Source organism: Pseudomonas sp. PDM21, assembly GCF_014852505.2.
Classification (GTDB): domain Bacteria; phylum Pseudomonadota; class Gammaproteobacteria; order Pseudomonadales; family Pseudomonadaceae; genus Pseudomonas.
Genome location: NZ_CM181223.1, coordinates 6,468,362 through 6,494,239, shown reverse-complemented (window position 1 = coordinate 6,494,239; position 25,878 = coordinate 6,468,362). Strand labels below are relative to the sequence as shown.

The following is a 25,878-nucleotide window of genomic DNA, read 5'->3' as shown; positions in this document are numbered from 1 at the left end:
GATAACCCGTTCCGGGTTACTCGCCCTACAGGTGAGGCGCGGGGTAGGAGTCCACCTCGCGCAGAGGCCTACATCTCGACCACGATCCGCCCTTCGATCTGCCCGGCGCGCATGCGGTCGAGAATGGCGTTGATGTCATCCAGCTTGCCGGAGGCGACGGTGGCCTTCACCAGGCCTTCACCTGCGAAGTCCAGGGCTTCCTGCAGGTCGGCACGGGTGCCGACGATGGAGCCGGTGATGTGCAGGCCCTTGAGCACCACGTCGAAGATCGGCGTGGGGAAATCGCCCGGCGGCAGGCCGACCAGCGACACGGTGCCGCCGCGACGGGCCATGCCGATGCCCTGGCCGAAGGCGCTGTTGGATACCGCCGTGACCAGCACGCCGTGGGCGCCTCCGATATCGCGCTGCACCACCTCGACCGGGTCCTCCTTCTTCGCGTTGACGGTCAGGCTGGCGCCCAGGCGCTTGGCGAGCTCCAGCTTGGCATCATCCACGTCCACCGCCACCACATGCAGGCCCATGGCCTTGGCGTACTGCACGGCCACGTGGCCGAGGCCACCGATTCCGGAGATCGCCACCCACTGGCCGGGGCGCGCGCCGGTTTCCTTCAGGCCCTTGTAGACGGTGACGCCCGCGCAGAGGATCGGCGCGATTTCCAGGAAGCTGACGTCCTTGGGCAGGATGCCGACGTAGTTCGGGTCCGCCAGCACGTATTCGGCATAGCCACCGTTTACCGAATAGCCGGTGTTCTGCTGGCTCTCGCAGAGGGTTTCCCAGCCGGTCAGGCAGTGTTCGCAGCAGCCGCAGGCGGTATACAGCCAGGGCACGCCGACGCGGTCGCCTTCCTTCACGCGGGTGACGCCGGAGCCGACTGCAGCGACGAAACCGACGCCTTCATGGCCGGGAATGAACGGCAGGCTCGGCTTCACCGGCCAGTCGCCTTCGGCGGCGTGCAGGTCGGTGTGGCAGACGCCGGACGCCTCAATCTTCACCAGGATCTGCCCGGGGCCGGGCAGCGGGACTTTGACTTCCTCGATCCGCAGTGGCTCGCCAAAGGCGTGGACGACAGCGGCTTTCATGGTCGTGGGCAGGGTCGTGGACATTGCGCTCGCTCCTTGAAGGGTGAGGGACCTGCCCCATCCGGGCAGGTTCGTGTCAGACGAGTCTGAGCCTCTGAGCCTAGGCCATCTTGAGCTGCGGCAAGCTTTTCCGAGGTCGTCGCAGGCATCGTCGATGGCGGAATGACGAAATCGGGACCAACGGTCATGCCCAGTGCACTGCGCCACATCCTTTGCGGTATACTGCGCCGCCTTCAAGCCGGCACTGCCCGCCGGTTTGGCCACGTACAAGCCACGCCTCCGACGAGCGTGGCTTGTTGGTTTCTGACGCGCCCAAGAGCGCACTTGAGAGAGGCACGACGATGAGCGCACTGGTTGGCGTGATCATGGGTTCCAAATCCGACTGGAGCACCCTGAGCCACACCGCAGACATGCTGGACAAGCTCGGCATTCCGTATGAAGTGAAGGTGGTCTCCGCCCACCGTACTCCGGACCTGCTCTTCCAGTACGCCGAAGAGGCCGATGGCCGTGGCATCGAAGTGATCATCGCCGGTGCCGGCGGTGCCGCCCACCTGCCGGGCATGTGCGCCGCCAAGACCCACCTGCCGGTCCTCGGCGTGCCGGTACAGTCCTCCATGCTCTCGGGCGTCGATTCGCTGCTGTCCATCGTGCAGATGCCCGCCGGCGTCCCGGTCGCCACCCTGGCCATCGGCAAGGCCGGCGCGACCAACGCAGCCCTGCTTTCCGCCAGCATCCTGGGCGCCAAGTACCCCCAATACCACGAGGCGCTGAAGCAGTTCCGCGCCACCCAGACCGAGACGGTGCTGGACAATCCCGATCCGCGCGAGGCCTGAGTACGACCATGAAGATCGGTGTCATCGGTGGCGGCCAGCTGGGCCGCATGCTGTCCCTGGCGGGTACCCCGCTGGGCATGAACTTCGCCTTCCTCGACCCGGCGCCGGACGCCTGCGCGCAAGCCCTGGGCGAGCACATCCGCGCTGACTACAGCGACCAGGACCACCTGCGCCAGCTGGCCGATGAAGTCGACGTGGTGACCTTCGAGTTCGAGAGCGTGCCGGCCGAGACCGTGGCTTTCCTCTCGCAGTTCGTGCCGGTCTATCCGAACGCCGAGTCGCTGCGCATCGCCCGCGACCGCTGGTTCGAGAAGTCCATGTTCAATGACCTGGGCATCCCGACCCCGGCCTTCGCCGACGTGCAGTCCCAGGCCGACCTCGACGCCGCGGTAGCCAGCATCGGCCTGCCGGCGGTGATGAAGACCCGCACCCTGGGCTACGACGGCAAGGGCCAGAAGGTCCTGCGCAAGGCCGAGGACGTCACCGGCGCCTTCGCCGAACTGGGCAGCGTGCCGTGCATCCTCGAAGGTTTCGTGCCCTTCACCGGCGAAGTCTCGCTGGTGGCGGTACGCGCCCGCGACGGCGAGACACGCTTCTACCCGCTGGTGCACAACACCCACGAGAACGGCATCCTGCGCCTCTCCGTGGCGAGCACCGGGCACCCGCTGCAGGCGCTGGCCGAAGACTACGTCGGCCGCGTGCTGGACAAGCTGCAGTACGTTGGCGTGATGGCTTTCGAGTTCTTCGAAGTCGACGGCGGCCTGAAGGCCAACGAAATCGCCCCGCGCGTGCACAACTCCGGCCACTGGACCATCGAAGGTTCCGAGTGCAGCCAGTTCGAGAACCACGTGCGTGCCATCGCCGGCCTGCCGCTGGGCTCGACCGCGAAAGTGGGCGAGAGCGCCATGCTCAACTTCATCGGCGAAGTCCCGCCGGTGGCCGAGGTGCTGAACATCGCCGACTGCCACCTGCACCACTACGGCAAGGCTTTCAAAGCCGGGCGCAAGGTTGGCCACGCCACCCTGCGCAGCGCCGACCTGCCGACCCTGAAGGCGCGCATCGCCGAAGTCGAGGCGCTGATCGCCAAGGCCTGACGGCCCGTCGATCCGGGTGACAGGAGAAAGCCGCGTCAATCGCTGACGCGGCTTTTTTCATGGGCGATCGGCGGAGTGCTGTAAGGCCCACGAAACACTGCGGGTCGCTCTGGCTCGCGGGAATACACGGAACGCGAGGCTTTCCTACACTGTCCCATGACACGCGCGAATACGCCGCGCACATCCCACAAGGAGGGACTGTCATGGGCTTCATCGGAACCATCGTCATCGGCCTGATCGTCGGACTCATCGCACGCTTTCTGAAGCCGGGCGACGACAGCATGGGCTGGATCATGACCATCCTGATCGGCATCGGCGGCTCGCTGCTGGCGACCTACGGCGGCCAGGCGCTCGGCATCTACGCGGCCGGTCAGGCGGCGGGCTTCATCGGCGCGGTGATCGGCGCCATCGTGCTGCTGGTCATTTACGGCCTGATCAAGAAGAATTGACGGTGATTTCCGCCCCTCTCCCGCTCAGGGGGAGGGCGCAGGAAGCCCCTGCCGCCTGTGCCCGACCGGGCCCTTCGAGTCCACGATGCGCCGACCACTGCTCGCCTGCTGTCTGATCCTGCTGACTTCCCTGGCGTCCGCCGCCGAACTTCCCGAAACCGACTGGCTGTCCCTGATGCCGCCGAGCGACCGCAAGGCGCTGGAGGACATGCCGGAAATCACCCACAACGGCCCCGAGGCCAACGGCACCTTCACCAGCAAGGGCGGGCTGAAGCAGTCCGACAAGAAGCTGCCGCAGGTGATGTATTCGACCAGAACCGTGGCCGCGCTGAACGGCAAGGCGTTGCGGCTGGGCGGCTACCCTGTGCCGCTGGAGAACGACGCCAAGGGCCGTGTCACCGAGTTCTTCCTGGTGCCTTACCCGGGCGCCTGCATCCACGTGCCGCCGCCGCCGCCGAACCAGATCGTGCTGGTGCGCTACCCCAAGGGCATTCAGATCGACGATATCTACAACCCGATCTGGGTCAGCGGCACGCTGAAGGTGGAGAAGGTCAGCAATGACCTGGCCGACGCGGCCTACGCCATCGACGACGCCAAGGTGCGGCCGGTGGAAGAGAGCGATCTGTGAAGCGTTTTCGTAGGGCGGGAATGCAGGGCGAATAACCGGGAACGGGTTATCCGCCCTGCAAGGCCATCAGGCCTTCAGCGGCTCGCCCCAGATTTCCACCTTCATCGTCTCGCTGCGCCCCGGCGCGACGCTCATCACGTCGTCCCAGACCCGCGCTGTCTCGATGCAGAGCATGCCCTGCCAGGCGTCGTTCTCGAACTGCGACAGGCGCGCGGCCTTGTCGATCCAGGGGTTCCACACCACCGCCGAGCGCGAGCCGCTGGCCTGGATGTGAATGCCGCGCTCCCAGGCCGGGTCGCGGATCACCAGCGGTTTCTCCACGTCCAGGTAGATGCGGTCGGTTTCGCCGTTGAAGCGCACCAGACCGTGCTGGTCGCGCAGCTCCCATTTCTCCAGGGTTTCCACATAGCGGCAGCCCTGCAGTCCGTCGATGCTGGCCTGGCGCACGTCGCTGACGGCGAAGTAGGTATGCAGCGCCTGGCTGATCGGCAGCGGCGTGTCGCCCAGGTTGTGGGTGGTCATTTCCAGGGTCAGGCGTTCGCCGAAGCGCATCACCAGCTCCAGCCGCGCCGAGTGAGCCCAGCCGGGCAGTCCCTGGCTTGCGTCGTAGCTGAAGTGCACCGACAGCTGGCCCAGCTCGTCGGCGATGTCGTCCAGCTGCCAGTCGAGGGCGCGCACCAGGCCGTGGGCCGGCGGCTTGTCGCTCTGGTAGGCGGTGCGGATGTCCACCGGGTTGCGGTCCAGGTTGCCGAACCACGGCCAGCACACCGGCACGCCGCCGCGCACGGATTGGCCGTGGCGGTACTCGGCGGTCTCGCTCAGCCACACCAGCGGCGGCTGTTCGTGGGGCTGGTAACTGAGCAGTTGCGCACCCTGCTGGGCGATCAGGGCTTCACCATAAGCGGTGTGGATGCGCCAGCAGGACAGTTGATCGATCTGTACCTGCTCGACGCGGGGAGTCTGGATGTCGCTGCTCATGGGGGGCTCCGGGACTGCGCTGCGAAAGTTTCAGTATCACCGATCCTTCGCGCAGCGGGCAGTTCCCGGAGAATGAAAAGATCAGCTCTGGCGCAGGTCTTCGAGCCGTTCGCGCTGCTGACCGTCGGCATCGAGGTTGGCGGCGTCCAGCCAACGTTCGAAGGCCCGCTGGCAACGCGGCCACTCGCTGTCGATGATGGAAAACCACGCGGTATCGCGGTTACGGTCCTTGACCACCGTGGCCTGACGGAAGGTGCCCTCGAAGACGAAACCCAGGCGCACGGCGGCGCGCATGGAGCGGGCATTGAGCGCGTTGCACTTCCATTCCAGGCGGCGGTAGCCCATTTCGAAGGCCCAGCGGGCCAGCAGGTAGACCGCTTCGGTGGAGGCGGGCGAGCGCTGCATCACGCGGCCGTAGGCGATGTGGCCTATCTCGATGCTGCCGTCTTTCGGGAAGATCCGCAGGTAGCTGAGCAGGCCGACGGCGCGGCCGCTGGTGCGGTCGATCACGGCGAAGAACAGCGGGTCGTTGCTCGCTGCGTTGCCCGCCAGCCAGGCGTCAAAAGGCGCGCGCTCGGGGAAGGGGCCGTAGGGCAGGTAGTCCCACAGCAGCGGATCGGAGTCCGGACCTTGCAGCGCTTGCCACAGATCATCGCCGTGGAGGGTGACGTCCAGGGGCGCCAGGTTGATAGTGCGGCCGGTCAAGGTGCGGCGTTCGGGGCTGGCGGCGGGACGCCAGTTCAGCAGGGGTTGGTCGTTCATCGGCGCTCCGGCTCAGAGGATCTTGCGGTACTGGACGAACCCGGAGCGGTCGGCGATCCGGTCATAGAGGAACATGGCGTCGGTGTTGCTCTCGTGGGTCAGCCAGTGCACCCGCGAGGCGCCATTGGCGCGGGCGTCGGCGTAGACGTGCTCGATCAGCTGCGCGCCGATGCCGCCTCCGCGCTGGCCTTCGGCAACGAACAGGTCCTGCAGGTAGACGTAGTCGCCCTGGGTCCAGCAGGAACGGTGGTAGATGAAGTGCACCATGCCGATGGCCACCCCGTCGCGCCAGGCGAGGGCCGCGTGCATCGGTTCGGCCGCATCGAGGAAGCGCTGCCAGGTGATGGCCGTGGTGGCCTCGTCGATGGTGGTCTTGTAGAAGTGCTGGTAGCCCTGCCAGAGCGGCAGCCAGGCGGCGTGATCAGCGGCGCTGATCGGACGGATCTCGATGGCGGAAGACATGCTGACAACCTTGTGTGCGTTGGAATGCTTCCAGACTAGGTCGGGAATTGGTTCTGCTAAAGAGCCATTCATGGTGAAATCAAGGGAACCATTGCCGCCGTCTGGAAGCCGTCTCCATGAGCGTCCCGTTGCCCTTCAACCCCTCCGGTATCCGCCTCGATCCGGCTCGCCCATTGGGCGTACAGCTGTTCCAGGCATTGCGCGAGCGCATCCTCGACGGGCGCCTGGCGGCCCGCTCGCGGCTGCCGGCCAGCCGCGACCTGGCCTCATCGCTGGGGGTTTCGCGCAATACTGTGGTGCGCGCCTACGAGCAGCTCTACGCCGAGGGTTACATCGAAGGCCGCACCGGCGATGGCACCTACGTGGCAGAGCGTGTGCAGCCCTCGGTCGAAGCCGTGCGCAGCGAAACACGCAGCGCAGATGCGCCATCCCTGGAGCGCCTCGCGCGGCACCATCTGCCGCTGCCGCCCACCGGCGCGCCACGGGCGTTCCGGGTCGGCGTGCCGGCCTTCGACCTCTTCCCCTTCGATACCTGGGCGCGGCTGCAGGCGCGCTTCTGGCGTGATCCGCCGCTGGATTGCCTGGGTTACGGCGACCCGGCTGGCGAGCAGCGCCTGCGCGAGCTGGTCGCCGCCTACCTGCGCACCACCCGTGGCCTGCATTGCGACGCCGGGCAGATCATCATTACCAGCGGCGCCCAGCAGGGCATCGCGCTGTGCGCCCAGGTGCTGCTCGCCGAAGGTGACGGCGCGGCCATCGAGAATCCCGGCTACCGCGCCGCCGGCCATGCTTTCGCCACGGCGGGTGCGCGCCTGCATGGTATGCCGGTGGATGCCGATGGCCTGTGCACGGCGCAGCTGGAACAGCTGCCGAACTGCCGGCTGGTCTACGTCACGCCCTCGCACCAGTACCCCACCGGCGTAACCCTGTCGCTGGCGCGGCGACTGGAGCTGCTGGAGTGGGCCGAGCGCAGCGGCGGCTGGATAGTCGAGGACGACTACGACGGCGAGTACCGCTACAGCGGGACGCCGCTGATGCCGCTGGCGGCGCTGGATCGCCATGACCGCGTGCTCTACGTCGGCACCTTCTGCAAGATCGCCTTCCCGGCGCTGCGCCTGGGCTATCTGGTCGTCCCGCCGGCGCTGGCGCAGGCCTTTGCCCGTCGCCGCGCGCTGGACGTGCGGCATTCCGAGGTCGGCACCCAGCGGGTGATGGCGGACTTCATCGCCGAAGGGCATTTCCAGCGTCATGTCCGGCGCATGCGCCGAGCCGCTCGCAGCCGTCGCGACGCTTTGCTGCGCGGTTGGCCGGAGGTGGCTGGCTGCGCGCCGATGCCGGCGGTGGAAGCAGGCTTGCACCTGTGCGTGCGGGTCGACAGCCGCGAACGCGAACTGGAACTGGTGCAGCGCGCGGCGGCGGTTGGTGTCGAGGTGAATGCCCTGAGCGACTACTGGCTGCCGGAGTCCGTCGAGCCGGAGGATCAGCGTGCCGGACTGGTGCTGGGCTTCGCAGCGGTGCCGGAGGCGCGGATCGCTGAGGCGCTCAAGGCGCTGCGCAAGGCTTGGGCGCGAGCGTAGGGCGAATAACCGTTCACGGTTATCCGCCGTCCGAGCTCCGGCGCAGTGGGGCGGCGGATAACGCTTGGGGCGTTATTCGCCCTACGCTCAACTCGGGCTTTCTCCGAGGCTTGTAACTCCCGGCTATTTCCTTAGCTGCCTTACGAAGTTGGCGGGAGCCACTACGCTCCCTAGAATATCGCCCCTCTTGAAAATGCCCCGGAGTCGCCATGAGCCTAGCCCTGTCCACCGTCCCCGAGCGCAAGTCCACAGCGCCCTGGATCGCCTTCCTCCTGCTGCTGGCGGGCGCGCTGTTCCTCGCCCAGGTGGTGAGTGGCCGGCAGGCGTTGCTGTTCCTGGTCGGCGGCGCGCTGGGGCTGACGCTCTACCACGCCGCCTTCGGCTTCACCTCCGCCTGGCGCGTGTTCATCCGTGAACGCCGTGGCGCCGGATTGCGTGCGCAGATGGTGATGCTGGCGCTGGCCGTGCTGCTGTTCTTCCCGGCCCTGGCCGCCGGCACGCTGTTCGGTGAGCCGGTGAAGGGACTGGTCTCGCCCGCCGGTACGTCGGTCATCGTCGGCGCCTTCATTTTCGGCATCGGCATGCAACTGGGTGGCGGCTGCGCTTCCGGCACGCTGTTCACGGTCGGCGGCGGCAACGCGCGGATGCTGGTGACACTGCTGTTCTTCATCGTCGGCTCGGTGGTCGCCACTCACCACATCGGCTGGTGGTTCGCCCTGCCGTCACTGCCGCCGACCTCCATCGTGCAGTCGCTGGGGCTGTTCCCGGCGCTGGCGCTGAGCCTCGTGTTGTTCGCCGCCATTGCCGCCGTCAGCGTGGTGCTGGAGCGACGCCGACATGGCGTGCTGGAGCTGATCGCCAGCAACGGTGAGAAGGGCATCGGCCGGCTCTTCCGGGGGCCCTGGCCGCTGGTATGGGGCGCGGTGGCGCTGGCGCTGTTGAACTTCGCCACGCTGGCGCTGGCCGGGCGTCCGTGGGGCGTCACCTCGGCCTTTGCCCTGTGGGGCGCGAAGGCGTTCGAGAACCTCGGCATCGCTGTCGACCAGTGGGCCTTCTGGCAGGTCGAAGCCAATGCCAAGGCGCTCGCCGCACCGGTCTGGCAGGACGTCACCAGCGTGATGGACTTCGGCATCATGATCGGCGCGCTGCTGGCTGCCGGTCTCGCCGGCCGTTTCGCCCCGAGTCTGAAGATCCCGGCACGCTCGCTGATCGCAGCCGTCATCGGCGGCCTGCTGCTGGGCTACGGCGCGCGCCTGGCCTACGGCTGCAACATCGGCGCGTACTTCAGCGGCATCGCTTCCGGCAGCCTGCACGGCTGGCTGTGGCTGGTGGCGGCGTTCTTCGGCAACGCGGTGGGCGTGCGTCTGCGCCCGATCTTCTTCCCCGCCGAGCGCGTGGAAGCGCGCCTGACCGGCTGCTGAGTCAGGCCGGGCGGGGCGTCTCGCGCTCCGCCCAGTAGGTCTGCCGGTGGCCGCGGGCCTGGTAGTCCTGCGCCAGGGCTTCGGCCTCGGCACGGCTCAGCTGGCGGCGCATGACGAAGCGGTTGCCGTTGTCGTCCAGGCGCAGCAGGCACCAGTCCCGCTCCTCAGGCATTGAAGGTCGAGGTCTTGCGCAGGCGCAGCGCGAGCATGATCAGCAGGGCGCCAAAGAACACCGAGTAGGCGCCGATCACCCAGGCCACGGCGATCGCACCGGCTCCCGGATTGCCGATCATCAGCACGCCGAACAGCACCGATACCGCGCCGGAAAGCCCCAGCCACCATTCGTTCTGCAGCGCCTTGCGCAGGCGGATTGCGGCGATGATCTGCAGCACGCCCATCACCAGCGCCCAGCCGGCGATCAGCATCAGCAGGCCCAGCGCGGTCAGCTGCGGCCAGAGGAAGGCGACCAGCCCGGCGGCGATCCCCAGCAAGCCCACCAGCACCAGCGGCCACAGCGGCCGGCCGGATTCGCGCATCTGTGCGGCGGCGATCAGGGTGAACAAGCCGTCGACGAAGGCATAGGCGCCGAAGAACAGCACCATCACGGTCAGCACGATGCCCGGCCAGACCATGGCCAGGATGCCGAACAGCAGGGCAGCGACCCCGCGCAGGGCGATCCATTTCCAGTGGCGGCCCAGGGCTTGCCAGAGCGGGTGTTGCGACATGGCGGCGATCCTCGCGAGGGGGTATGGCTGAAACCATAGTCGCTGGTGCGCGGCGCGGGCCCTGACGTGGGGCAAAAGAAAGCCCGGCACGGGCCGGGCTGTGAAAGGCCCGTCGCAACGGGCAGGTGCCGTCAGGCGACGTCACCGGGGAGAGCGGCTGCGACACATCCGGCGCGGATTCTGCGATCCTTGCCGGTGGCGTAGCGATGAACGGTACAGGCCCCGCCATGCGGGCGCCTCGGAGGACTTGATGCAACGCAGCATATTCTTAGTTGATTGAGCGTTCAATAAAAAACGAATAGACTGACCCACATTATCGCCGGACGGCACAGGTACGCCCGGCGAAGAGGAGATTGAAAAATGCCCAAGGTCGGTATGCAGCCGATTCGCCGCTCCCAGCTGATCCACGCGACCCTCGAGGCGGTGGACCAGGTGGGCATGAGCGACGCCAGCATCGCCCTGATTGCCCGCCTGGCGGGGGTCTCCAACGGCATCATCAGCCACTACTTCCAGGACAAGAACGGGCTGCTGGACGCGACGATGCGACATTTGATGTCGGCATTGAGCAAGGCCGTCGCCGAGCGCCGCGCTACCTTGCGCAACGACGAACCGCGCTCGCACCTGCGGGCCATCATCGCCGGCAACTTCGACAGCTCGCAGGTCAACGGCCCGGCCATGAAGACCTGGCTGGCGTTCTGGGCCAGCAGCATGCACCAGCCGCAGCTGCGCCGCCTGCAGCGGATCAACGATCACCGGCTGTATTCGAACCTGTGCAGCCAGTTCCGCCGCGAACTGCCGCTGGCCCAGGCCCGCAGCGCTGCTCGCGGGCTGGCCGCGCTGATCGACGGCCTCTGGCTGCGGGGCGCGCTCTCGGGCGATGCCTTCGACACCGAGCAGGCGTTGGCGATTGCCTACGACTATCTCGACCAACAACTGGCCAAGCGCCCCGGATAGCGGGCGCAGCCTTGCGCTGACACCGACAAGAGAGGACCACCGCACCATGGCTCGATTCGAAGTACAGAACCTCTACATTGGCGGTCGCTACGTGGAAGCCACCAGCGGCGCCACCTTCGAGACCATCAATCCGGCCAACGGTGAAGTCCTCGCCCAGGTACAACGCGCCTCGAAGGAAGACGTCGAGCGCGCCGTGCAGGCGGCGGTGGAAGGGCAGAAAGTCTGGGCGGCGATGACCGCCATGCAGCGCTCGCGCATCCTGCGTCGCGCCGTGGACATCCTCCGCGAGCGCAATGACGAGCTCGCCGAGCTGGAAACCCTCGACACCGGCAAGCCGCTGGTCGAGACCCGCTTCGTCGACATCGTCACCGGCGCCGACGTGCTCGAGTACTACGCCGGTCTGGTGCCCGCCATCGAGGGCGAGCAGATCCCGCTGCGCGACACCAGCTTCGTCTATACCCGCCGCGAGCCGCTGGGCGTGGTCGCCGGCATCGGCGCCTGGAACTACCCGATCCAGATCGCCCTGTGGAAATCCGCCCCGGCCCTGGCCGCGGGCAACGCGATGATCTTCAAGCCCAGCGAAGTCACCCCGCTGACCGCGCTGAAGCTGGCCGAGGTCTACACCCAGGCCGGCCTGCCCGATGGCGTGTTCAACGTGCTCACCGGCAGCGGCCGCGAAGTCGGCCAGTGGCTGACCGAACACCCGCTGATCGAGAAGATTTCCTTCACCGGTGGCACCTCCACCGGCAAGAAGGTCATGGCCAGCGCTTCCAGTTCCTCGCTCAAGGAAGTGACCATGGAGTTGGGCGGCAAGTCGCCGCTGATCATCTTCGAGGACGCCAACCTCGACCGTGCCGCCGATATCGCCGTCATGGCCAACTTCTTCAGCTCCGGCCAGGTCTGCACCAACGGCACCCGCGTGTTCATCCCGCGCAACCTGCAGGCGCGCTTCGAGGCCAAGGTGCTGGAGCGCGTGAAGCGCATCCGCCTGGGCAACCCGCAGGACGAGAACACCAACTTCGGCCCGCTGGTGAGCTTCCCGCACATGGAGAGCGTTCTCTCCTACATCGAGTCCGGCAAGGAACAGAAGGCCCGCCTGCTGTGCGGTGGCGAGCGCGTCACCCAGGGCGAGTTCGGCAAGGGCGCGTATGTCGCGCCGACCGTGTTCACCGACTGCCGTGACGACATGACCATCGTCCGCGAGGAAATCTTCGGGCCGGTCATGAGCATCCTCGTATACGACACCGAAGACGAGGCCATCCGCCGCGCCAACGACACCGAGTACGGCCTCGCCGCCGGCGTCGTGACCCAGGACCTGGCCCGCGCGCACCGGGCGATCCACCGCCTGGAAGCGGGCATCTGCTGGATCAACACCTGGGGCGAGTCGCCGGCCGAGATGCCGGTTGGCGGATACAAGCAATCGGGTGTCGGTCGTGAGAACGGCCTGACCACCCTGGCTCACTACACTCGCATCAAATCCGTACAGGTAGAGCTGGGCGACTACACCTCGGTGTTCTGATCGCCGCGATCGAGCCATGAAAGGCCGGTCGCAGGCATGACTCCCTGACCACCGGCCATTCCCAACACGCAGACACCGGCGCGCACGCGTCGCGGGCGGTGTCGTGCCTGAAAAAGAGGAAGGCCTGCATGTCCCAGGAATACGACTACATCATCATCGGCGCGGGTTCGGCCGGTAACGTACTGGCTACCCGCCTGACCGAGGACGCCGACGTCAGCGTCCTGCTGCTCGAAGCCGGTGGTCCGGACTACCGCGCCGACTTCCGCACGCAGATGCCGGCGGCGCTGGCCTACCCGCTGCAGGGCCGTCGCTACAACTGGGCGTATCTGACCGACCCGGAGCCGCACATGAACAACCGCCGCATGGAGTGCGGGCGCGGCAAGGGCCTGGGCGGTTCCTCGCTGATCAACGGCATGTGCTACATCCGCGGTAATGCCATGGACTTCGATGGCTGGGCGCAGGAGAAGGGCCTGGAAGACTGGACCTACCTCGACTGCCTGCCGTACTTCCGCAAGGCCGAGACCCGCGACATCGGCCCCAACGACTACCACGGCGGCAGCGGCCCGGTGAGCGTCACCACGCCCAAGGCGGGCAACAACCCACTGTTCCATGCCATGGTCGAAGCCGGTGTGCAGGCCGGTTACCCACGTACCGAGGACCTCAACGGCTACCAGCAGGAAGGCTTCGGTCCGATGGACCGCACCGTCACCCCGCAAGGACGGCGCGCCAGTACTGCCCGTGGCTACCTGGACCAGGCCCGCGAGCGGCCGAACCTGACCATCGTCACCCACGCGCTGACCGACCGCATCCTGTTCAGTGGCAAACGTGCCATTGGCGCGACCTATCTGCATGGCGATGACAACGCGCTGAAGGACGTCCGCGCACGCCGCGAAGTGCTGGTGTGCTCGGGTGCCATCGCTTCTCCGCAACTGCTGCAGCGCTCCGGTGTCGGCCCGTCGGCGCTGCTGCGCGACCAGGGCATCGAGGTCGTGCATGACCTGCCTGGCGTCGGCCAGAACCTCCAGGACCACCTGGAGATGTACCTGCAGTACGCCTGCAAGCAGCCGGTGTCGCTGTACCCGGCGCTGCAATGGTGGAACCAGCCGCAGATCGGCGCCCAGTGGATGTTCCTCGGTACAGGGCTGGGCGCGAGCAACCAGTTCGAGGCGGGCGGTTTCATCCGCAGTCGCCCGGAATTCGAGTGGCCGAACATCCAGTACCACTTCCTGCCGGTGGCGATTAACTACAACGGCAGCAACGCGGTGAGCGAGCACGGCTTCCAGGCTCACGTCGGCTCCATGCGCTCTCCCAGCCGCGGGCGGATCAACGTGACCTCCCGCGATCCGCGCAAGCACCCGAGCATCCTGTTCAACTACATGTCCTGCGAGCAGGACTGGCAGGAGTTCCGCGATGCGATCCGGATCACCCGCGAGATCATGAACCAGCCGGCGCTCGACCCCTATCGCGGCCGCGAGATCAGCCCGGGCCTGGACAAGCAGAGCGACGCCGACCTCGACGCCTTCGTCCGTGAACATGCGGAAACGGCCTTCCACCCTTCCTGCTCCTGCAAGATGGGCGACGACGACATGGCGGTGGTCGATGGCGAAGGCCGTGTGCACGGCATGGAAGGGCTGCGGGTGATCGATGCGTCGATCATGCCGCTGATCATCACCGGCAACCTCAACGCCACCACCATCATGATGGCCGAGAAGCTCGCCGATAAGGTGCGCGGTCGCCCGTCGCTGCCTCGCAGCACCGCCGACTACTTCAAGGCCGAAGGTGCGCCGGTGCGTGGAAAGCCGCAGCGCTGATTCTGAATGATAGAAACGAAAACGCCGGCGAGATTGCCGGCGTTTTCAGTTTTCAGTTTTCAGCCGCGACGCGGCGGAACCGGTCGGGTGCGCCCGCTACCGTCGATGGCAACGAAGACGAACACCGCCTCGGTGACCTTGCGCCATTCGCTGGACAGCGGGTCATCGCTCCATACCTCGACCAGCATGCGGATAGAGCTGCGGCCCACTTCCAGGGTCTGGGTATAGAAGGAGAGCTGCGCGCCGACAGCGACCGGAACCAGGAAGGCCATGCGGTCGATGGCTACCGTGGCCACGCGGCCTCCGGCGATGCGGCTGGACATGGCGGTTCCGGCGAGATCCATCTGCGCCACCAGCCAGCCACCGAAGATGTCGCCAAAGCCGTTGGTCTCGCGCGGCAGGGCGGTGATCTGCAAGGCCAGGTCGCCTTGCGGGATAGGATCTTCTTGTTCGAGCTCGATCATAGGTAAGGGCCTCTTGCCCCCGGCGTACTCATGGTGAGGGTATGGAAAAACTCTCCCAAGACACCTGCCGGCGCAAGGCCTTGGGACAGCTTTTGATCGGCCTGCCCGCATTATATAGAGGGAGGGCCGGCGCGACGACCGCAGGATAGGGTGAAATTCCCGCGGGCGCGGCCGCTGTGTCGCCTCCGCGCAATTTGCTATGGTGCGGCACCTGCGGCTGCTGGCCGCAGCCTCCTTGCCTGCAGAGATAACAAGCACCATGCCTTCTGTGAACGCTCCTGCCGCGCCCGCGTCACGTCCGTTGACCCGCAGCGACTACAAGACTCTTTCGCTGTCCGCCCTGGGCGGCGCCCTTGAGTTCTACGACTTCATCATCTTCGTGTTCTTCGCCACCGTGGTCGGCAAGCTGTTCTTCCCCGCCGACATGCCCGACTGGCTGCGCCAGTTGCAGACTTTCGGCCTGTTCGCCGCCGGTTACCTGGCCCGTCCGCTGGGTGGGGTGGTGATGGCCCACTTCGGCGACCTGCTGGGCCGCAAGAAGATGTTCACCCTGAGCATCTTCCTGATGGCCGTTCCTACGCTGATCATGGGCTTGCTGCCCACCTACGCGCAGATCGGAATCTGGGCGCCGCTGGCGCTCCTGCTGCTGCGCGTCATCCAGGGCGCCGCCATCGGTGGTGAGGTCCCGGGTGCCTGGGTGTTCGTTGCCGAGCACGTCCCCCATCGTCACGTGGGCTATGCCTGCGGCACGCTCACGTCGGGTCTGACCGCGGGCATCCTCATCGGTTCGCTGGTGGCGACCCTGATCAACAGCGTCTACAGCGCCGAGGAAGTGCAGGGCTACGCCTGGCGTATCCCGTTCCTGCTGGGCGGCATCTTCGGTCTGTTCTCCGTCTACCTGCGCCGCTGGCTGCACGAGACGCCGGTATTCGCCGAACTGCAACTGCGCAAGCAACTGGCCGATGAGGTGCCGCTGGGTGTGGTGGTGCGTGAGCATCGCCCGGCCATCGTGCTGTCCATGCTACTGACCTGGGTGCTGTCCGCCGGCATCGTGGTGGTGATCCTGATGACCCCGTCGGTGCTGCAAACTGTCTATGGGTTCGATGCTGCCACGTCGCTGAAGGCCAATAGCGTGGCTATCGTCTGCCTGAGCGTCGGCTGCATCCTGGCCGGGCGTCTCGCCGACCGTTTCGGCGCGGGCCGCACCTTTATATATGGAAGCATCCTGCTGGGCGTCGTCTCCTGGACCTTCTACACCAGCCTCAAGGCGCATCCGGACTGGCTGTTCCCGCTGTATGCGGTCACCGGCCTGTGCGTCGGCGTCATCGGTGCGGTGCCTTACGTGATGGTCAACGCCTTCCCGGCGGTGGTGCGTTTCACCGGTCTGTCCTTCTCCTACAACCTGGCCTACGCCATCTTCGGCGGCCTGACGCCCATGGTGGTTGCCCTTCTGATGAAGGAAGACCCGCTGGGCCCAGCTTATTATGTAGTGGCGCTGTGCGTGGTAGGCCTGCTGGTCGGTGCCTACCTGTTGCGCCAGGAGCGCAGGTTGGTAGGGCAGGGAATGGCCATAAACTGATCGGTAGGACAGTTTTTTGCGAAAAGATTAAATTAGTCGTTGACGACCGATTTAAACTCCCTATAATGCGCACCACTCCCAGCGACGAAGCGCTGAAAGAACTTGAAAATCAAGTACTTACAGAGATTCGAAGTTGAGGGTGGTGGTCAGGCAGGTGGTTCACTTGCCGCTCTTCATTAGCTGCTCCGGCAGCGAGCTGAAAAGAAGATCGCCGAGGTGGTTGACAGCGAGTTTGATCGCTGTAGAATGCGCCTCCCGCTGATGAGAAGGTTTCCTTCGCTGAAGCACAAGCGATTGAGTAGAAAAGAAATTTTCGAAAAATAAAGCTTGACGGAAGATGAGGTTAGCGTAGAATGCGCGCCTCGGTTGAGACGAAAGCCTCAGCCAAACGCTCTTTAACAAGTTGAATCAAGCAATTCGTGTGGGTGCTTGTGATGTAAGACTGATGATCGACTGATTATCAGCAACGCAAGTGACACTCGTGAATTCGAGAGTTTTAGCTCTTTAAATAGAGCATGCGATTGCTGAGCCAAGTTTAGGGTTTTCTCAAAACCCAAGCAGTATTGAACTGAAGAGTTTGATCATGGCTCAGATTGAACGCTGGCGGCAGGCCTAACACATGCAAGTCGAGCGGATGATGGGAGCTTGCTCCCGGATTTAGCGGCGGACGGGTGAGTAATGCCTAGGAATCTGCCTGGTAGTGGGGGACAACGTTTCGAAAGGAACGCTAATACCGCATACGTCCTACGGGAGAAAGCAGGGGACCTTCGGGCCTTGCGCTATCAGATGAGCCTAGGTCGGATTAGCTAGTTGGTGGGGTAAAGGCCTACCAAGGCGACGATCCGTAACTGGTCTGAGAGGATGATCAGTCACACTGGAACTGAGACACGGTCCAGACTCCTACGGGAGGCAGCAGTGGGGAATATTGGACAATGGGCGAAAGCCTGATCCAGCCATGCCGCGTGTGTGAAGAAGGTCTTCGGATTGTAAAGCACTTTAAGTTGGGAGGAAGGGCAGTAAGTTAATACCTTGCTGTTTTGACGTTACCAACAGAATAAGCACCGGCTAACTTCGTGCCAGCAGCCGCGGTAATACGAAGGGTGCAAGCGTTAATCGGAATTACTGGGCGTAAAGCGCGCGTAGGTGGTTTGGTAAGATGGATGTGAAATCCCCGGGCTCAACCTGGGAACTGCATCCATAACTGCCTGACTAGAGTACGGTAGAGGGTGGTGGAATTTCCTGTGTAGCGGTGAAATGCGTAGATATAGGAAGGAACACCAGTGGCGAAGGCGACCACCTGGACTGATACTGACACTGAGGTGCGAAAGCGTGGGGAGCAAACAGGATTAGATACCCTGGTAGTCCACGCCGTAAACGATGTCGACTAGCCGTTGGGATCCTTGAGATCTTAGTGGCGCAGCTAACGCGATAAGTCGACCGCCTGGGGAGTACGGCCGCAAGGTTAAAACTCAAATGAATTGACGGGGGCCCGCACAAGCGGTGGAGCATGTGGTTTAATTCGAAGCAACGCGAAGAACCTTACCTGGCCTTGACATGTCCGGAATCTTGCAGAGATGCGAGAGTGCCTTCGGGAATCGGAACACAGGTGCTGCATGGCTGTCGTCAGCTCGTGTCGTGAGATGTTGGGTTAAGTCCCGTAACGAGCGCAACCCTTGTCCTTAGTTACCAGCACGTTATGGTGGGCACTCTAAGGAGACTGCCGGTGACAAACCGGAGGAAGGTGGGGATGACGTCAAGTCATCATGGCCCTTACGGCCAGGGCTACACACGTGCTACAATGGTCGGTACAGAGGGTTGCCAAGCCGCGAGGTGGAGCTAATCCCATAAAACCGATCGTAGTCCGGATCGCAGTCTGCAACTCGACTGCGTGAAGTCGGAATCGCTAGTAATCGTGAATCAGAATGTCACGGTGAATACGTTCCCGGGCCTTGTACACACCGCCCGTCACACCATGGGAGTGGGTTGCTCCAGAAGTAGCTAGTCTAACCGCAAGGGGGACGGTTACCACGGAGTGATTCATGACTGGGGTGAAGTCGTAACAAGGTAGCCGTAGGGGAACCTGCGGCTGGATCACCTCCTTAATCGAAGATCTCAGCTTCTTCATAAGCTCCCACACGAATTGCTTGATTCACTGGTTAGACGATTGGGTCTGTAGCTCAGTTGGTTAGAGCGCACCCCTGATAAGGGTGAGGTCGGCAGTTCGAATCTGCCCAGACCCACCAATTGTTGTGGTGTGCTGCTGATCCGAATGGGGCCATAGCTCAGCTGGGAGAGCGCCTGCTTTGCACGCAGGAGGTCAGGAGTTCGATCCTCCTTGGCTCCACCATTAATCGTCGAAAGCTCAGACATGAATGTTCAGGATGAACGAACATTGATGTCTGGTCTTTGTGCCAGAACTGTTCTTTAAAAATTTGGGTATGTGATAGAAGTAGACTGAATAATCTCTTTCACTGGTGATTATTCAAGTCAAGGTAAAATTTGCGAGTTCAAGCGCGAATTTTCGGCGAATGTCGTCTTCACGTTCGAGACAATAACCAGATTGCTTGGGGTTATATGGTCAAGTGAAGAAGCGCATACGGTGGATGCCTTGGCAGTCAGAGGCGATGAAAGACGTGGTAGCCTGCGATAAGCTTCGGGGAGTCGGCAAACAGACTTTGATCCGGAGATCTCTGAATGGGGAAACCCACCTAGCATAAGTTAGGTATCTTGCACTGAATACATAGGTGTAAGAGGCGAACCAGGGGAACTGAAACATCTAAGTACCCTGAGGAAAAGAAATCAACCGAGATTCCCTTAGTAGTGGCGAGCGAACGGGGATTAGCCCTTAAGCTTCTTTGAATCTAACAGAACGCTCTGGAAAGTGCGGCCATAGTGGGTGATAGCCCCGTATGTGAAAGGTTCTTTGAAGTGAAATCGAGTAGGACGGAGCACGAGAAACTTTGTCTGAATATGGGGGGACCATCCTCCAAGGCTAAATACTACTGACTGACCGATAGTGAACCAGTACCGTGAGGGAAAGGCGAAAAGAACCCCGGAGAGGGGAGTGAAATAGAACCTGAAACCGTATGCGTACAAGCAGTGGGAGCCTACTTTGTTAGGTGACTGCGTACCTTTTGTATAATGGGTCAGCGACTTATATTCAGTGGCGAGCTTAACCGTATAGGGAAGGCGTAGCGAAAGCGAGTCTTAATAGGGCGTTTTAGTCGCTGGGTATAGACCCGAAACCGGGCGATCTATCCATGAGCAGGTTGAAGGTTAGGTAACACTGACTGGAGGACCGAACCCACTCCCGTTGAAAAGGTAGGGGATGACTTGTGGATCGGAGTGAAAGGCTAATCAAGCTCGGAGATAGCTGGTTCTCCTCGAAAGCTATTTAGGTAGCGCCTCACGTATCACTCCAGGGGGTAGAGCACTGTTTCGGCTAGGGGGTCATCCCGACTTACCAAACCGATGCAAACTCCGAATACCTGGAAGTGTCAGCGTGGGAGACACACGGCGGGTGCTAACGTCCGTCGTGAAAAGGGAAACAACCCAGACCGTCAGCTAAGGTCCCAAAGTTATGGTTAAGTGGTAAACGATGTGGGAAGGCTTAGACAGCTAGGAGGTTGGCTTAGAAGCAGCCACCCTTTAAAGAAAGCGTAATAGCTCACTAGTCGAGTCGGCCTGCGCGGAAGATGTAACGGGGCTCAAACCATACACCGAAGCTACGGGTGCATCGCAAGATGCGCGGTAGAGGAGCGTTCTGTAAGCCTGTGAAGGTGAGTTGAGAAGCTTGCTGGAGGTATCAGAAGTGCGAATGCTGACATGAGTAACGACAATGGGAGTGAAAAACTCCCACGCCGAAAGACCAAGGGTTCCTGCGCAACGTTAATCGACGCAGGGTTAGTCGGTCCCTAAGGCGAGGCTGAAGAGCGTAGTCGATGGGAAACAGGTTAATATTCCTGTACTTCTAGTTACTGCGATGGAGGGACGGAGAAGGCTAGGCCAGCTTGGCGTTGGTTGTCCAAGTTTAAGGTGGTAGGCAGAGATCTTAGGTAAATCCGGGGTCTTAATGCCGAGAGCTGATGACGAGTCATCTTTTAGATGATGAAGTGGTTGATGCCATGCTTCCAGGAAAAGCTTCTAAGCTTCAGGTAACTAGGAACCGTACCCCAAACCGACACAGGTGGTTGGGTAGAGAATACCAAGGCGCTTGAGAGAACTCGGGTGAAGGAACTAGGCAAAATGGCACCGTAACTTCGGGAGAAGGTGCGCCGGCGAGGGTTAAGGATTTACTCCGTAAGCCCATGCCGGTCGAAGATACCAGGCCGCTGCGACTGTTTATTAAAAACACAGCACTCTGCAAACACGAAAGTGGACGTATAGGGTGTGACGCCTGCCCGGTGCCGGAAGGTTAATTGATGGGGTTAGCGAAAGCGAAGCTCTTGATCGAAGCCCCGGTAAACGGCGGCCGTAACTATAACGGTCCTAAGGTAGCGAAATTCCTTGTCGGGTAAGTTCCGACCTGCACGAATGGCGTAACGATGGCGGCGCTGTCTCCACCCGAGACTCAGTGAAATTGAAATCGCTGTGAAGATGCAGTGTATCCGCGGCTAGACGGAAAGACCCCGTGAACCTTTACTGTAGCTTTGCACTGGACTTTGAGCCTGCTTGTGTAGGATAGGTGGGAGGCTTTGAAGCGTGGACGCCAGTCTGCGTGGAGCCATCCTTGAAATACCACCCTGGCATGCTTGAGGTTCTAACTCTGGTCCGTTATCCGGATCGAGGACAGTGTATGGTGGGCAGTTTGACTGGGGCGGTCTCCTCCTAAAGAGTAACGGAGGAGTACGAAGGTGCGCTCAGACCGGTCGGAAATCGGTCGTAGAGTATAAAGGCAAAAGCGCGCTTGACTGCGAGACAGACACGTCGAGCAGGTACGAAAGTAGGTCTTAGTGATCCGGTGGTTCTGTATGGAAGGGCCATCGCTCAACGGATAAAAGGTACTCCGGGGATAACAGGCTGATACCGCCCAAGAGTTCATATCGACGGCGGTGTTTGGCACCTCGATGTCGGCTCATCACATCCTGGGGCTGAAGCCGGTCCCAAGGGTATGGCTGTTCGCCATTTAAAGTGGTACGCGAGCTGGGTTTAGAACGTCGTGAGACAGTTCGGTCCCTATCTGCCGTGGACGTTTGAGATTTGAGAGGGGCTGCTCCTAGTACGAGAGGACCGGAGTGGACGAACCTCTGGTGTTCCGGTTGTCACGCCAGTGGCATTGCCGGGTAGCTATGTTCGGAATAGATAACCGCTGAAAGCATCTAAGCGGGAAACTAGCCTCAAGATGAGATCTCACTGGGAACTTGATTCCCCTAAAGGGCCGTCGAAGACTACGACGTTGATAGGTCGGGTGTGTAAGCGCTGTGAGGCGTTGAGCTAACCGATACTAATTGCCCGTGAGGCTTGACCATATAACACCCAAACAATTTGCGTGTTGTACGGTGAAGACGTAACGAACCGAAAGTTCGTGTGAACCGCAAATACCTGTCACATACCCGAATCTGGATGAACGTGTGCACTTGCCACGAGCGTCCATAAAGAATTGCTTGACGACCATAGAGCGTTGGAACCACCTGATCCCATCCCGAACTCAGTAGTGAAACGACGCATCGCCGATGGTAGTGTGGAGTTTCTCCATGTGAGAGTAGGTCATCGTCAAGCTCCTATCCCAAAGCCCCTGGTCAGCATCGCTGGCCGGGGGCTTTGCTTTTGCGCGCGGAAACATTGGCCTCGCAATGAGGCTGGGCACTCGCTCCAGGAGGCGTAGATCGTCGCCGTGAGGAGTGTCATAGAAGGCGGAAAGCTGCGGACGGTTATGGACCCTGCGAGCTTGAATTCGTAGCGCCAAGGCAAGAGCTGTTCGCGGGCAAACTCGCTCCTGCAAAGGGCACAAGCGGCCCAGCAGAGGCTCTGGAACGCCATTTCCCGCCGCATCATCCATCCGATTTGGCTTGTTACAACCGCTTGCCAGCAGACTGATGGCATTTCATCCAACTGTCACATTCCAGTCATAGAGTCTTCATGCGGCCTGCCGATACTGGCCCCCGTTCCATCCAACCCCATTCTCCTTAAGGAGCAAGGCATGAAACTCAAGCGTTTGATGGCGGCCCTGACTTTTGTCGCTGCAGGCGTAGGCACCGCCAGTGCGGTAGCCGCGATCGATCCGGCCCTGCCGGACTACCAGAAAGCCAGCGGTGTGTCGGGCAACCTGTCGAGCGTCGGTTCCGACACTCTGGCCAACCTGATGACCATGTGGGCGGAAGAGTACAAGCGCCTGTACCCGAACGTGAACGTGCAGATCCAGGCCGCCGGTTCCTCCACCGCGCCGCCGGCTCTGACCGAAGGCACCGCCAACCTGGGCCCGATGAGCCGCAAGATGAAGGATGTCGAACTGCAGGCCTTCGAACAGAAGTACGGCTACAAGCCGACCGCTGTTCCGGTTGCCGTGGACGCCCTGGCGATCTTCGTGCACAAGGACAACCCCATCAAGGGCCTGACCATGCAACAGGTCGACGCCATCTTCTCCTCCACCCGCCTGTGCGGCGGCAAGTCGGAAGTGAAGACCTGGGGTGATCTGGGCCTGACTGGCGACTGGGCCAACAAGCCTGTGCAACTGTTCGGTCGTAACTCCGTCTCCGGCACCTACGGCTACTTCAAGGAAGAAGCCCTGTGCAAAGGCGACTACAAGCCGAACGTGAACGAGCAGCCGGGTTCGGCTTCCGTGGTTCAGTCGGTCAGCCAGTCCCTGAACGGCGTTGGCTACTCCGGTATCGGTTACAAGACCGCTAGCGTGAAGACCGTTGCCCTGGCCAAGAAAGAAGGCGGCGAGTTCATCGAAGACAACGAGGCGAATGCCCTGAACGGCACCTACCCGCTGTCGCGCTTCCTCTACGTCTACGTCAACAAGGCGCCGAACAAGCCGCTGAACCCGCTGGAAGCACAGTTCCTGAAGATGGTGCTCTCCAAGACTGGCCAGCAGGTTGTCGTGAAGGACGGCTACATCCCGTTGCCGTCCAAAGTCGCCGAAAAAGCGATCAAGGACCTGGGTCTGTAATCAGTCCTCCAACCGGACGGAGATCCCCGTCCGGCATGGGCTGACGCCTACTCGACCGAGCCCGCCAGCATGGCTCTGCTGGCGGGCTTTGTCGCGTCACCTCCATGTCATCTTTCTGTCATATAGGGCCGCTAGGGTGTCACTCCATGAACGACATGGCCAACTCCCCGATGACTTCTTCTCTCCCCGAGCGGATCGATTTCAATACGCCTGCACTGCAGCGCAAGCGCCGTATCCGGGCGCTCAAGGATCGACTGACTCGCTGGTACGTCCTGGTCGGCGGTCTCGCTGTGCTGGCTGCCATCACCCTGATCTTCTTCTACCTCGCCTACGTCGTGCTGCCGCTGTTCCGCGGCGCCGAACTGGAGACGCGTGACCCCCTCGCTCCGACCTGGCTGAAAACGGCCCAGGCGCCGCTGCTGCTGAGCATCGAAGAGCAGAACATGGTGGGCATGCGCGTCGCCGCCAACGGCGAAGTGGTGTTCTTCGACGCCAAGAAAGGCGACGAGATGGACCGCGTTGCGCTGAAGCTGCCCACCGGCACCAGCGTCACCTCCATCGCCGAGGACCAGCCGGGGCATCCGACCGTCGCGCTGGGCCTGTCCAACGGCCAGGTGCTGGTGTTCAAGCACAACTACAAGGTCACCTACCCGGACAACAAGAAGACCATCACCCCGCACATCGACTATCCCTACGGCGAAGCGCCGATGAACCTGGATCCCCAGGGCCGTCCGCTGGAGCACGTGGCGATCGTCTCGGGTGACGACAGCCTGTTGCTGGCCGCGTCCACCGGCAGCGAAATGCTCCTGCTCGGCCTGACTCAGCAGGAAAACATGCTGACCGGCGAGAGCTCCCTGCAGGAAGAACGCATCAACCTGCCGCAGATCGCCGATCCGGTGAAGGCCATCTACATGGACCCACGCAAGCAGTGGCTCTATGTACTCAATGGCCGCGCCCAGGCCGACGTGTTCGACCTGAACTCCCACCAGCTCAACGGCCGCTACAAGCTGCTGGATGACGCCTCCGCCGAAGTGACCGCCAGCAGCCAGCTGCTGGGTGGTATCTCGCTGATGGTCGGCGACTCCAAGGGTGGCATCAGCCAGTGGTTCATGGCCCGTGGCGAAGACGGCGAGCCGCGCCTGTCCCATGTGCGTGACTTCAAGCTGGGCGACCAGCCGATCTCCAGCATCGCGCCGGAGCAGCGCCGCAAGGGCTTCCTCGCCATCGACAAGCAGGGCAACCTGGGCATTTTCCACAGCACCGCGCACCGCACGCTGCTGGTGGAGAATGTCGCGCCGTCCGCCGGCCCGATGGCCTTGTCGCCGCGCGCCAACCGACTGATCCTCGAGCAGGGCGGTGAACTGCGTCGCTTCAGCCTGAGCAACCCGCACCCGGAAGTGTCCTTCAGCGCGCTGTGGGGCAAGGTCTGGTACGAGAGCTACGACAAGCCGTCCTACGTCTGGCAATCCACCGCCGCGACCACCGACTTCGAGCCCAAGCTGAGCCTGTCGCCGCTGACCTTCGGTACCCTGAAGGCCGCGTTCTACGCGATGATTCTCGCTGCTCCTTTGGCCATCGCCGCCGCCGTCTACACCGCGTATTTCATGGCTCCGGGCATGCGCCGCAAGGTGAAGCCGGTGATCGAGCTGATGGAAGCGCTGCCGACGGTGATCCTCGGCTTCTTCGCCGGCCTGTTCCTCGCGCCGTACGTCGAAGGCCACCTGCCGGGAATCTTCAGCCTGCTGCTGCTTACCCCGCTGGGTATCCTCGCTGCCGGCCTGATCTGGAGCCGTCTGCCCGAGCGCATCCGCCTGAGCCTGCCGGCCGGCTGGGAAGCAGCGATCCTGATCCCCGTGGTCCTCGCCACCGGTGCCTTCGCCCTGTGGATGAGCCCGCATCTGGAGACCATGTTCTTCGGCGGCGACATGCGCCTGTGGATCAGTCATGACCTGGGCATCACCTACGACCAGCGCAACGCTCTGGTAGTGGGTCTGGCCATGGGCTTCGCGGTGATCCCGAACATCTTCTCCATCGCCGAAGACGCCATCTTCAGCGTGCCGCGCAGCCTGACCTACGGCTCCCTGGCCCTGGGCGCCACGCCCTGGCAGACGCTGACCCGCGTGGTGATCCTGACCGCCAGCCCGGGCATCTTCTCCGCGCTGATGATCGGCATGGGCCGCGCCGTGGGCGAGACCATGATCGTGCTGATGGCCACCGGCAACACCCCGGTGATGGACGTGAACATCTTCCAGGGCATGCGCACCCTCGCGGCGAACGTCGCGGTGGAAATGCCCGAGTCGGAGGTCGGCGGCACTCACTACCGCGTGCTGTTCCTCTCGGCACTGGTACTGCTGTCCTTCACCTTCGTGATGAACACCCTGGCAGAGCTGATCCGTCAGCGCCTGCGCAAGAAATACGCGTCGCTCTAAGCG

At 62.7% G+C, this 25,878-nt stretch carries 19 protein-coding genes, 2 tRNA genes and 3 rRNA genes; 17 read left to right on the top strand and 7 right to left on the bottom strand.

Annotation, left to right across the window (positions count from 1 at the left end; all coding sequences use genetic code 11):
- Positions 1–68: 68 nt before the first annotated feature.
- The gene (gene adhP / locus IB275_RS29960; RefSeq protein ID WP_192294654.1) at positions 69–1,103 is read right to left on the bottom strand and encodes an alcohol dehydrogenase AdhP; all 1,035 of its coding nucleotides are present in this window, start codon (positions 1,101–1,103) and stop codon (positions 69–71) included.
- 317 nt (positions 1,104–1,420) lie between these two features.
- On the opposite strand from adhP, the gene purE reads away from it, so the two are divergent.
- The 4 genes from purE to IB275_RS29940 all read left to right on the top strand — a co-directional run bounded on the left by purE (position 1,421) and on the right by IB275_RS29940 (position 4,083).
- The gene (purE, locus tag IB275_RS29955; RefSeq protein ID WP_017521570.1) at positions 1,421–1,912 is read left to right on the top strand and encodes a 5-(carboxyamino)imidazole ribonucleotide mutase; all 492 of its coding nucleotides are present in this window, start codon (positions 1,421–1,423) and stop codon (positions 1,910–1,912) included.
- Between the two features lie 8 nt (positions 1,913–1,920).
- Positions 1,921–3,006, top strand: a complete 1,086-nt coding sequence (locus tag IB275_RS29950; protein ID WP_192294655.1) for a 5-(carboxyamino)imidazole ribonucleotide synthase — start codon at positions 1,921–1,923, stop codon at positions 3,004–3,006.
- A 203-nt stretch (positions 3,007–3,209) separates the two neighbouring features.
- Complete coding sequence (locus tag IB275_RS29945) at positions 3,210–3,455, top strand: GlsB/YeaQ/YmgE family stress response membrane protein (RefSeq protein ID WP_081519143.1); 246 nt, start codon at positions 3,210–3,212, stop codon at positions 3,453–3,455.
- A gap of 85 nt (positions 3,456–3,540) precedes the next feature.
- Positions 3,541–4,083, top strand: coding sequence for a DUF3299 domain-containing protein (locus tag IB275_RS29940; protein ID WP_151188746.1), 543 nt, complete (start codon positions 3,541–3,543; stop codon positions 4,081–4,083).
- 66 nt (positions 4,084–4,149) lie between these two features.
- Here IB275_RS29940 and IB275_RS29935 read toward each other — a convergent pair whose 3' ends face one another.
- From IB275_RS29935 to IB275_RS29925, 3 genes are all read right to left on the bottom strand, one after another.
- Positions 4,150–5,061 carry a D-hexose-6-phosphate mutarotase gene (locus IB275_RS29935; protein ID WP_192294657.1) on the bottom strand — a complete coding sequence of 304 codons (912 nt, stop codon included), beginning with the start codon at positions 5,059–5,061 and terminating at the stop codon, positions 4,150–4,152.
- An 81-nt stretch (positions 5,062–5,142) separates the two neighbouring features.
- The gene (locus IB275_RS29930) at positions 5,143–5,823 is read right to left on the bottom strand and encodes a GNAT family N-acetyltransferase (protein WP_192294659.1); all 681 of its coding nucleotides are present in this window, start codon (positions 5,821–5,823) and stop codon (positions 5,143–5,145) included.
- Between the two features lie 12 nt (positions 5,824–5,835).
- The gene (locus IB275_RS29925) at positions 5,836–6,285 is read right to left on the bottom strand and encodes a GNAT family N-acetyltransferase (RefSeq protein WP_192294661.1); all 450 of its coding nucleotides are present in this window, start codon (positions 6,283–6,285) and stop codon (positions 5,836–5,838) included.
- A gap of 116 nt (positions 6,286–6,401) precedes the next feature.
- Between IB275_RS29925 and pdxR the strand changes: the two genes are divergently transcribed.
- Together pdxR and IB275_RS29915 are read left to right on the top strand one after the other, a co-directional pair.
- Positions 6,402–7,862: a MocR-like pyridoxine biosynthesis transcription factor PdxR gene (pdxR, locus tag IB275_RS29920; protein ID WP_192294663.1), complete on the top strand. Its 1,461-nt coding sequence runs from the start codon at positions 6,402–6,404 to the stop codon at positions 7,860–7,862.
- A gap of 209 nt (positions 7,863–8,071) precedes the next feature.
- Positions 8,072–9,283 carry a YeeE/YedE family protein gene (locus IB275_RS29915; RefSeq protein WP_192294665.1) on the top strand — a complete coding sequence of 404 codons (1,212 nt, stop codon included), beginning with the start codon at positions 8,072–8,074 and terminating at the stop codon, positions 9,281–9,283.
- Between the two features lies 1 nt (position 9,284).
- Here IB275_RS29915 and IB275_RS29910 read toward each other — a convergent pair whose 3' ends face one another.
- Positions 9,285–9,455 carry a hypothetical protein gene (locus tag IB275_RS29910; protein WP_167523245.1) on the bottom strand — a complete coding sequence of 57 codons (171 nt, stop codon included), beginning with the start codon at positions 9,453–9,455 and terminating at the stop codon, positions 9,285–9,287.
- Positions 9,448–10,008, bottom strand: a complete 561-nt coding sequence (locus tag IB275_RS29905; protein WP_151188742.1) for an HdeD family acid-resistance protein — start codon at positions 10,006–10,008, stop codon at positions 9,448–9,450. The genes IB275_RS29910 and IB275_RS29905 overlap by 8 nt, the downstream gene beginning before the upstream one ends.
- Before the next feature lie 360 nt (positions 10,009–10,368).
- On the opposite strand from IB275_RS29905, the gene betI reads away from it, so the two are divergent.
- From betI to betA, 3 genes are all read left to right on the top strand, one after another.
- Positions 10,369–10,962: a transcriptional regulator BetI gene (gene betI, locus IB275_RS29900; RefSeq protein WP_054909619.1), complete on the top strand. Its 594-nt coding sequence runs from the start codon at positions 10,369–10,371 to the stop codon at positions 10,960–10,962.
- 46 nt (positions 10,963–11,008) lie between these two features.
- Positions 11,009–12,481 carry a betaine-aldehyde dehydrogenase gene (gene betB, locus IB275_RS29895; RefSeq protein WP_192294667.1) on the top strand — a complete coding sequence of 491 codons (1,473 nt, stop codon included), beginning with the start codon at positions 11,009–11,011 and terminating at the stop codon, positions 12,479–12,481.
- 128 nt (positions 12,482–12,609) lie between these two features.
- Positions 12,610–14,292, top strand: coding sequence for a choline dehydrogenase (betA, locus tag IB275_RS29890; RefSeq protein WP_192294675.1), 1,683 nt, complete (start codon positions 12,610–12,612; stop codon positions 14,290–14,292).
- A 59-nt stretch (positions 14,293–14,351) separates the two neighbouring features.
- Here the strand turns inward: betA and IB275_RS29885 are convergent, their stop codons facing one another.
- Positions 14,352–14,756, bottom strand: a complete 405-nt coding sequence (locus IB275_RS29885) for an acyl-CoA thioesterase (RefSeq protein ID WP_017521585.1) — start codon at positions 14,754–14,756, stop codon at positions 14,352–14,354.
- Positions 14,757–15,015: 259 nt separating this feature from the next.
- Between IB275_RS29885 and IB275_RS29880 the strand changes: the two genes are divergently transcribed.
- From IB275_RS29880 to IB275_RS29845, 8 genes are all read left to right on the top strand, one after another.
- Positions 15,016–16,335 carry an MFS transporter gene (locus tag IB275_RS29880; RefSeq protein WP_192294677.1) on the top strand — a complete coding sequence of 440 codons (1,320 nt, stop codon included), beginning with the start codon at positions 15,016–15,018 and terminating at the stop codon, positions 16,333–16,335.
- Positions 16,336–16,900: 565 nt separating this feature from the next.
- Positions 16,901–18,437: ribosomal RNA gene (locus IB275_RS29875) — 16S ribosomal RNA — on the top strand.
- Between the two features lie 64 nt (positions 18,438–18,501).
- Positions 18,502–18,578 (top strand) — tRNA-Ile (locus tag IB275_RS29870).
- A 28-nt stretch (positions 18,579–18,606) separates the two neighbouring features.
- Positions 18,607–18,682 (top strand) — tRNA-Ala (locus IB275_RS29865).
- Between the two features lie 229 nt (positions 18,683–18,911).
- Positions 18,912–21,803 (top strand): 23S ribosomal RNA (locus tag IB275_RS29860).
- Between the two features lie 134 nt (positions 21,804–21,937).
- A 5S ribosomal RNA gene (gene rrf, locus IB275_RS29855) occupies positions 21,938–22,053 on the top strand.
- Together the 16S, 23S and 5S rRNA genes with 2 tRNA genes alongside form the textbook arrangement of a ribosomal RNA operon.
- A 421-nt stretch (positions 22,054–22,474) precedes the next feature.
- Positions 22,475–23,446, top strand: coding sequence for a phosphate ABC transporter substrate-binding protein PstS (pstS, locus tag IB275_RS29850; protein ID WP_024762034.1), 972 nt, complete (start codon positions 22,475–22,477; stop codon positions 23,444–23,446).
- A gap of 395 nt (positions 23,447–23,841) precedes the next feature.
- Complete coding sequence (locus tag IB275_RS29845) at positions 23,842–25,875, top strand: ABC transporter permease subunit (RefSeq protein WP_192293670.1); 2,034 nt, start codon at positions 23,842–23,844, stop codon at positions 25,873–25,875.
- Positions 25,876–25,878: the final 3 nt, after the last annotated feature.

Excerpts from the sequence above, each read along its gene's own strand:
- adhP (WP_192294654.1), bottom strand. The coding sequence starts at position 1,103 with ATGTCCACGACCCTGCCCACGACCATGAAAGCCGCTGTCGTCCACGCC.
- purE (WP_017521570.1), top strand. The coding sequence starts at position 1,421 with ATGAGCGCACTGGTTGGCGTGATCATGGGTTCCAAATCCGACTGGAGC.
- IB275_RS29950 (WP_192294655.1), top strand. The coding sequence starts at position 1,921 with ATGAAGATCGGTGTCATCGGTGGCGGCCAGCTGGGCCGCATGCTGTCC.
- IB275_RS29945 (WP_081519143.1), top strand. The coding sequence starts at position 3,210 with ATGGGCTTCATCGGAACCATCGTCATCGGCCTGATCGTCGGACTCATC.
- IB275_RS29940 (WP_151188746.1), top strand. The coding sequence starts at position 3,541 with ATGCGCCGACCACTGCTCGCCTGCTGTCTGATCCTGCTGACTTCCCTG.
- IB275_RS29935 (WP_192294657.1), bottom strand. The coding sequence starts at position 5,061 with ATGAGCAGCGACATCCAGACTCCCCGCGTCGAGCAGGTACAGATCGAT.
- IB275_RS29930 (WP_192294659.1), bottom strand. The coding sequence starts at position 5,823 with ATGAACGACCAACCCCTGCTGAACTGGCGTCCCGCCGCCAGCCCCGAA.
- IB275_RS29925 (WP_192294661.1), bottom strand. The coding sequence starts at position 6,285 with ATGTCTTCCGCCATCGAGATCCGTCCGATCAGCGCCGCTGATCACGCC.
- pdxR (WP_192294663.1), top strand. The coding sequence starts at position 6,402 with ATGAGCGTCCCGTTGCCCTTCAACCCCTCCGGTATCCGCCTCGATCCG.
- IB275_RS29915 (WP_192294665.1), top strand. The coding sequence starts at position 8,072 with ATGAGCCTAGCCCTGTCCACCGTCCCCGAGCGCAAGTCCACAGCGCCC.
- IB275_RS29910 (WP_167523245.1), bottom strand. The coding sequence starts at position 9,455 with ATGCCTGAGGAGCGGGACTGGTGCCTGCTGCGCCTGGACGACAACGGC.
- IB275_RS29905 (WP_151188742.1), bottom strand. The coding sequence starts at position 10,008 with ATGTCGCAACACCCGCTCTGGCAAGCCCTGGGCCGCCACTGGAAATGG.
- betI (WP_054909619.1), top strand. The coding sequence starts at position 10,369 with ATGCCCAAGGTCGGTATGCAGCCGATTCGCCGCTCCCAGCTGATCCAC.
- betB (WP_192294667.1), top strand. The coding sequence starts at position 11,009 with ATGGCTCGATTCGAAGTACAGAACCTCTACATTGGCGGTCGCTACGTG.
- betA (WP_192294675.1), top strand. The coding sequence starts at position 12,610 with ATGTCCCAGGAATACGACTACATCATCATCGGCGCGGGTTCGGCCGGT.
- IB275_RS29885 (WP_017521585.1), bottom strand. The coding sequence starts at position 14,756 with ATGATCGAGCTCGAACAAGAAGATCCTATCCCGCAAGGCGACCTGGCC.
- IB275_RS29880 (WP_192294677.1), top strand. The coding sequence starts at position 15,016 with ATGCCTTCTGTGAACGCTCCTGCCGCGCCCGCGTCACGTCCGTTGACC.
- pstS (WP_024762034.1), top strand. The coding sequence starts at position 22,475 with ATGAAACTCAAGCGTTTGATGGCGGCCCTGACTTTTGTCGCTGCAGGC.